The 6,297-nt window shown below is 68.2% G+C and carries 5 protein-coding genes; 3 read left to right on the plus strand and 2 right to left on the minus strand.

The genetic code is table 11. The features are described from left to right. Positions 1-75: 75 nt before the first annotated feature. On the minus strand, positions 76-957 hold the full coding sequence (locus FB600_RS29610) for an alpha/beta hydrolase (RefSeq protein WP_200055536.1): 882 nt from the start codon (positions 955-957) through the stop codon (positions 76-78). A gap of 162 nt (positions 958-1,119) precedes the next feature. Here FB600_RS29610 and FB600_RS29615 point away from each other — a divergent pair, with 162 nt between their 5' ends. The 3 genes from FB600_RS29615 (at position 1,120) to FB600_RS29625 (ending at position 4,191) form a co-directional block, all read left to right on the plus strand. Then, positions 1,120-1,374: a hypothetical protein gene (locus tag FB600_RS29615; protein WP_098151883.1), complete on the plus strand. Its 255-nt coding sequence runs from the start codon at positions 1,120-1,122 to the stop codon at positions 1,372-1,374. Continuing rightward, positions 1,374-2,327: an alpha/beta hydrolase family protein gene (locus FB600_RS29620; RefSeq protein ID WP_145758040.1), complete on the plus strand. Its 954-nt coding sequence runs from the start codon at positions 1,374-1,376 to the stop codon at positions 2,325-2,327. Before FB600_RS29615 ends, FB600_RS29620 begins: the two co-directional genes overlap by 1 nt. Positions 2,328-2,451: 124 nt before the next feature. Continuing rightward, complete coding sequence (locus FB600_RS29625; protein WP_096752817.1) at positions 2,452-4,191, plus strand: cation:proton antiporter; 1,740 nt, start codon at positions 2,452-2,454, stop codon at positions 4,189-4,191. A gap of 120 nt (positions 4,192-4,311) precedes the next feature. On the opposite strand, the gene tssF is transcribed toward FB600_RS29625, so the two are convergent. Further along, positions 4,312-6,198 (minus strand): type VI secretion system baseplate subunit TssF, encoded by a 1,887-nt coding sequence (tssF, locus tag FB600_RS29630; protein ID WP_098151885.1) that lies wholly within the window; start codon positions 6,196-6,198, stop codon positions 4,312-4,314. Between the last annotated feature and the right edge of the window lie 99 nt (positions 6,199-6,297).

The following is a 6,297-nucleotide window of genomic DNA, read 5'->3' on the forward strand; positions in this document are numbered from 1 at the left end:
CGATGCGCTCGGCGGCGTGACAGCCGACAGGCGACGAAGTGACGGCGCAGGCATCGGGCCGCCCGACCGTCCGTATCAGTGCGCATCGACGAAGTCCGTGACATCGTCGAGCACCGGGCCGACCGGGATCAGGCGCTTCAGGGCGATCAGGGGCGTGGCCAGGCTGCCCACCATCATTTCGTGCGTCAGCCTCGGGTATCGGCGCACCTGGACCGCATCATCGTGCGCGCGCAGGCGTGCAGCCATCCGCTCGGTGTTGCCCGGATCGACGATCGTGTCGCGCATGCCTACGCCGAGCAGGATCGGTGGTTCACCGCCTCGCACGAAATCGATGGGCTGGCTCGCGGTGCGCTGCGAGGCCGGGAAAATGCGCTCCAGCGTGCTGTCCCGCAAGGGCAGGAAATCGTATGGGCCCGCCAGCCCGATCACGCCGGCCAGGGCGTGCGGCGGCAAGCCGGCGCGGGCCAGCCATGACCGATCGGTCGCCAGCAGCAGCGCGATCTGCGCGCCGGCCGAATGGCCCGCCAGAAACAGGCGGTCCGGATCGGCCCCGTAGACCGCCGCGTGGTCCCTGGCCCAGCGCACGGCCGCGGCGGCATCCTCCATGAAGCCGGGAAACGCGACCTGGGGGAATACGCGATAGTCGGGAATGGCCACCACCATGCCGCGCGAGGACAGCGCTTCGCCGACGAAGCGGTAATCGGCGCGCAGGCCGCCTTGCCAACTGCCGCCGTAGAAGAACACGACCATCGGGCGCGGCGCCGTCGGGCTCGCGGTCGGCACGTAGACGTCGATGCCCTGTCGCGGGTCGGCTCCGTAGGCGAGCTGGGAGAATCGGGTATGGTCGGTGCGCGGCACCATCGCGTTGAGCCAGGCCAGTGGGTGGAGGTATGCCCAGCCGATGCCGGTTGCCAGGATGCTGGCACCTGCCAACAGGCGCAGGGACTGTTTTCTCATGCACGATTCCGTCTTGATGAAAGTGGCCGGGAGCGCGTGATCGGGCGCGACATTGCCTTGAATACGGCCAGGCCGGCATCGCGGATGCATCCGAGTTGGAACCTCGGCCGTATTGTCCAGGCTTGCCCAGCCGTTTCGGCCAGGCGCAAACAGGAGCCGAACATGAAGATCCGGATGACGATCGCCGCAATCGCGATGGGGGCGGCCTGCATTACCGCAAGCCAGGCTGGACAGGGTTCAGGCAACGCGCACGGCGCGGCAACCGCCGGCATGACCTACCACGGGGACCCCGTGTCCGGCCCCACCAGCCCATTGCCGCCGAAGTCGAAGATGCAATATTCGACGCAAGGCGCGGCGGGTCGCGCCGGTCCCGATGCAGCGGCATCCTCGGCCGCCGCTACACCGAAGAACCAGTGATGGTGGCCTCGGGGCGCGATCGGCGCGGGTCGACGCGCCTCGCGGCGATGCGCGTGGCCGCGTGCCTGCTCGGCTGGACGGTTCTGCTGCCGGGCAGGGTCGCCACCGCGTGCGCGCAGCCGATCGCGCTCTCCGCGTATCTCGCGGTACGCGGGCCGGCCGCGGACCTGGTGTTCCACTATGGCTCCGCACCCTCGCAGGTCGTCGAGTTGTTCAGGCCGGCCGGTCGCGGTCCGTTTCCCGTGGCGATCCTGATTCACGGCGGCTGCTGGCAAAGCCGCTACGGCGGCCTGCCGCAATTCCGCGCGATCGGCGCCCGCCTGGCGGCGCGGGGCATCGCGGCCTGGAATGTCGAGTACCGGCGGCTCGACGAACCCGGGGGCGGCTATCCCGGCACGTATCAGGACGTGGGGACGGCCATCGATTGGCTGGCGTCGCGCGCTGCCGCGCTGCGTCTCGATACGCGCCGCGTCGTGGCGGTCGGTCATTCGGCAGGCGCGCAACTGGCGCTGTGGGCCGCCGCGCGAGCACGGCTGCCGCCGGCCAGCGTGTTGTCCGTCGCGCATGCCCTGGCGATTCCCGATGTCGTGAGCCTTGGCGGCCTGCCGGACCTGGAACACGATGCGCAAGCCATCCGCCAGGCGTGCGGCGTGGACGTCGCCGCGTTGACGGGCTTGCCTGACGACAATCGCCCCGACGTTTTCCTGGACACCTCGGCCGCGTCCATGCTGCCGAATGGCACCTCGGTCATCGCCATCACGGGCGAGCTCGATGCGGTGGCGCCCCCCGAGCTGGCGGCTCGATATGTCGATCGGGTGCGAGCCGCCGGCGACCCGGCCCGTGCCGTGGTGGTGCCCGATGCCGGTCACCTGGACGAAGCCGTGCTCGACTCCCCGGTCTGGCCGATTCTCGAGGCCACGATCCGCGAAGTCCTGCACCTGCCGGCGCGCTAGCGCCGAGCCAGGCACGCGCGGCCGTCGACTTGGCCCCGCTTTTTTTCGCGACGGCTCCCCCATTCGAGGCGATGTTCCCTTATCCTGATAAGCTTTCGAAACCTTTACATCAAATGGAGGGCGGATGCCGCATGACGTCAGTCTGATCGCTTTGCTTGCAGCCGGTTTCGGCCTCGCGATGGTGTTCGGCTATCTTGCTTCGCTGCTGAAGATGCCGCCGCTGGTCGGTTACCTGCTGGCCGGCATCGTGATCGGCCCCGGCACGCCCGGTTTCGTCGGCGATCTGGCGCTCGCGCAGCAATTGGCCGAGATCGGGGTGATGCTGCTGATGTTCGGCGTCGGCCTGCATTTCTCGCTGGGCGACCTGCTCGCGGTGCGCAAGATCGCGCTGCCCGGGGCGATCGTGCAGATCGCCGTGGCCACCGTGCTGGGCGGCGGCCTGGCGCTGGCCTGGGGCTGGAACATCGGCGCGGCGCTGGTGTTCGGCCTGGCGCTGTCGGTGGCGAGCACGGTGGTGCTGCTGCGGGCGCTGGAAGGGCGCGGGCTGGTGGAATCGGTCAACGGGCGTATCGCGGTGGGCTGGCTGGTGGTCGAGGACCTGGTGATGGTGCTGGTGCTGGTGCTGCTGCCGCCGCTGGCCGCGCTGCTCGGCGGCTCGCCCGAGGGCGCGGGCCACGGCGGCGCGCCGGACGGCAACCTGTGGGGCACGCTCGGCATCACCTTCCTGAAGGTGTCCGCCTTCATCGCGCTGATGCTGGTGGTCGGCAAGCGGGTGTTTCCGCGCATCCTCTGGCTGGTGGCGCGCACCGGCTCGCGCGAGCTGTTCACGCTGTGCATGATCGCGGCCGCGGTGGGCGTGGCCTTCGGCGCGGCCAAGCTGTTCGACGTGTCGTTCGCGCTGGGCGCCTTCTTCGCCGGCATGATGATGCGCGAATCCGAGTTCAGCCGGCGCGCCGCCGACGAGACCCTGCCGCTGCGCGACGCCTTCTCGGTGCTGTTCTTCATCTCGGTGGGCATGCTGTTCGATCCGCGCATCCTGATCGAGCAGCCGCTGCACGTGCTGGAGGTCGCGCTGATCGTGGTGATCGGCAAGACGCTGGCGGCCGTGGCGCTGGTGCTGGCCTTCCGCTATCCGCTCAATACCGCGCTGACTGTCGGCGCCGGCCTCGCGCAGATCGGCGAGTTCTCCTTCATCCTGGCCGGGCTGGGCCGCTCGCTCGGGCTGCTGTCGGCCGAGGGGCAGAGCCTGATCCTGGCCGTCGCGCTGATCTCGATCGCCATGAACACCTTCCTGTTCGCCGCGATCGAGCCGGCCCTGGTGTGGATCCGCAAGCATTCGGCCTTCGCGCGGCGCCTCGAGTCGCGCGACGATCCGCTCGCCGCGCTGCCGATGTCGACGCCGCAGACGCATCTGACCGGGCAGGTCGTGATCGTCGGTTATGGCCGGGTCGGCACGCGCATCGCGGTGGCGCTCGACGAGCGGCGGATTCCCTACGTGGTGGTGGAGCAGAACCGCGAGACGGTCGAGAAGCTGCGCGAGAACGGCGTGGCCGCCGTGAGCGGCGACGCGATCGAGCCGATCGTGCTGGTGCAGGCGCATATCGCGCGGGCCGGCATGCTGGTGGTGACGCTGCCCGATACCTTCGACGTGCGGCAGATCGTGGAGATCTCGCGCACGCTCAATCCCGGTATCGAGATCGCGCTGTGCACCAACAGCGGCGACGAGGCGGCCCTGCTGACCAGCGAGGGCGTCGGCACGGTGTTCATCAGCGAGACCGAGCTCGCGCGTGGGATGACCGAGCATGTGCTCGCCAGGATGGGGGCAACCCAGCCGGCGGCGGCATCGGCATCGACATCGCATTGAACGCGGCGCGCCCCGGGCGCGTGCGCGGATGACGGGTAATGAGAGGGTGGGGGGTACTTGAGGCGCCGGCGGAATCGCGGCGCCATTTTTTTTGCGCCGACGAGTCTGGCGGGCGTGGCGTCAGAGCAGCGGCTGGGTGCCTTGCAAGGCCTCGCCGCGGCTCAGTTCCTTCCCGGTTTCGGCGGCGTGAACCACGAGCTGCACGTAGTTGCCGGCGGGAGCGTAGAGCGCGAAGAATCGCGCGAGCAGCCGCGTGAAGACGACGAGGCTGGTGCCGCGCAATGCCGTCTCGTCGAGTGCGAGCCTGATCTCGATGCCGCGCGCGAGCGATGAGCTTTGTCGGGCGAGCGACAGGCATCGCGAGGCGGGCTTGTGATCCAGGTTCGCGATCGCCTCGATGCAGCGCTGCGCAAAGGCGTTCGAGCGGGAGGCATGCAGCTTCAGGATCGCCTTCAGCGCGGGCAGGCCGTCGCGAGTCAGGTCGGTCGGATGCGGCGACAGGGCGGACAGCAGGTGCCATGGGGCGTCGTCTTCACGCGGCAAGGCAGATGGCGGCGTGGGGCGCGTGATCAGCCGGATCGGGCAGCCCAGCGGCTCGTCCTCGAGCCGCAGGTCTCCCGAGGCTTTGCCGATCGGGATTCGCGAGGGCAAGTCGTGATTGGTGGCGGTCGTCATCACGTCGACTTGCCGGAGCTTCGGATGCGTGGGACGGCCGTCGAGATCCACCAGCGACAGCATCGTTACCGGGAAGTCGGCTCGCCCGGGGGCGTGCGCGCGAAACGCGATCCAGTAGACGTGGGAGGGATCGGGTTCCCGGCCATGGCTGAATGCCTGGTAGGGCGCGGCCGGGGTGAGAACTCGCGGCGGGTCGTCCGCCGCGGCTGTTTTCGGCTTTGCGTTCTCGTTGATGGTGGGCTCGCCGAGATGGACGGTATCGATCGAATACACGTCCAGCGGTGCGCGTTTTTCCAGCGGAACGGGCGTGACGGGATAGGCGAGGTCTTGTTGCAGGGTGATCGGTATCGCCGGCCGCTTGAACAGGTTGACGAGCGGTGTGCAGAACAGCTCGAAGGTGTCGACGTCCAGCGAGGCGAGCGCTTGCGCGGCCGGCGACTCGGCGGGCGTTTCGCGCAGCACGACGTGCAAGCTCAGCAATCGCGCTTCGGGTGCCTTCGCGGCGCGGCTGACGTAGCCGAGGTCGAGATCGACGAAGTCGAACAGCTCCGGGAACGTGAAATATTCCAGCAGGTAGCGAAGTGCCTTGGCGCTGCCGGCATGCGTCTCGCCGGGCGGCAGCAGGCGCTCGGTGTCGCCGAATCCCACGCAGGAAAAGGGGACGCTCGATAGCGAGGTCCATTTGCGGCCTTGATCCACTTCGACATAGGCCTTGGTTGCGTGCAGCAACAAGGCATCGAGCGTCGCGGCAAGCAAGGGACGATCGCCGCGGAGGTGGATGCGGACTGGATCGTCGCAGATGGCGCTGGCCAGCGAGCCGGCCGCCGAGCCGAAGGTGATCGAGACGATGCCGGTGGCGTTGGCTGGCAGGACCACGGACGTTGGCGCGTGGGTGGCAGGCGTGTATCGAGCGTCCCGGATTTGCAGGGGCGTGAGCGTGACATCGTAGATCGACCTGAATCTGACCGGCGCCTCGGACATGTTCAGCATCGCGCCATGCCTGACGATCCGCGGCTCGCTCAATTGTCCGACCATGGCACGCGGGTCGAAGCGGGCGATCGCGCAGGATGGCACCGAACGCAAGTGGTGTGGATGGACAAGGCTGAGGAGGGCCTCGGTGAATTCCGGGTAGCTGTCCGCCAGCTTCGAATCGAGACGAGCCGCAAGCAGTGAAAACTTCTGGATCAAGCGCTCAAGGTAGGGATCGTCGGTATGCCCGCCGTGAATGCCGAGGCGCGTCGCGATTTTCGGGTAACGGTTTGCGAAGTCCGTCAATGCCCGAGCGAACAGGGCCCGCTCATGTTCGAAGTGCGGCAGCAGGTGATGGTCCATTCGGCTAGCAGGCCGTTGAAATACCTCGACCGATTCGTCACGATATAGCCACCCTGATCCCGAGACGCGAAGACCGCATGCGAGGCGCCGACAGCTACA

The organism is Burkholderia sp. SJZ089 (assembly GCF_007828315.1).
In the GTDB taxonomy this organism is placed as follows: Bacteria; Pseudomonadota; Gammaproteobacteria; order Burkholderiales; family Burkholderiaceae; genus Burkholderia; species Burkholderia gladioli.

Coding starts and splice junctions, on each gene's coding strand:
- tssF (WP_098151885.1), bottom strand. CDS start 6,198: ATGGACCATCACCTGCTGCCGCACTTCGAACATGAGCGGGCCCTGTTC.
- FB600_RS29620 (WP_145758040.1), top strand. CDS start 1,374: ATGGTGGCCTCGGGGCGCGATCGGCGCGGGTCGACGCGCCTCGCGGCG.
- FB600_RS29625 (WP_096752817.1), top strand. CDS start 2,452: ATGCCGCATGACGTCAGTCTGATCGCTTTGCTTGCAGCCGGTTTCGGC.
- FB600_RS29610 (WP_200055536.1), bottom strand. CDS start 957: ATGAGAAAACAGTCCCTGCGCCTGTTGGCAGGTGCCAGCATCCTGGCA.
- FB600_RS29615 (WP_098151883.1), top strand. CDS start 1,120: ATGAAGATCCGGATGACGATCGCCGCAATCGCGATGGGGGCGGCCTGC.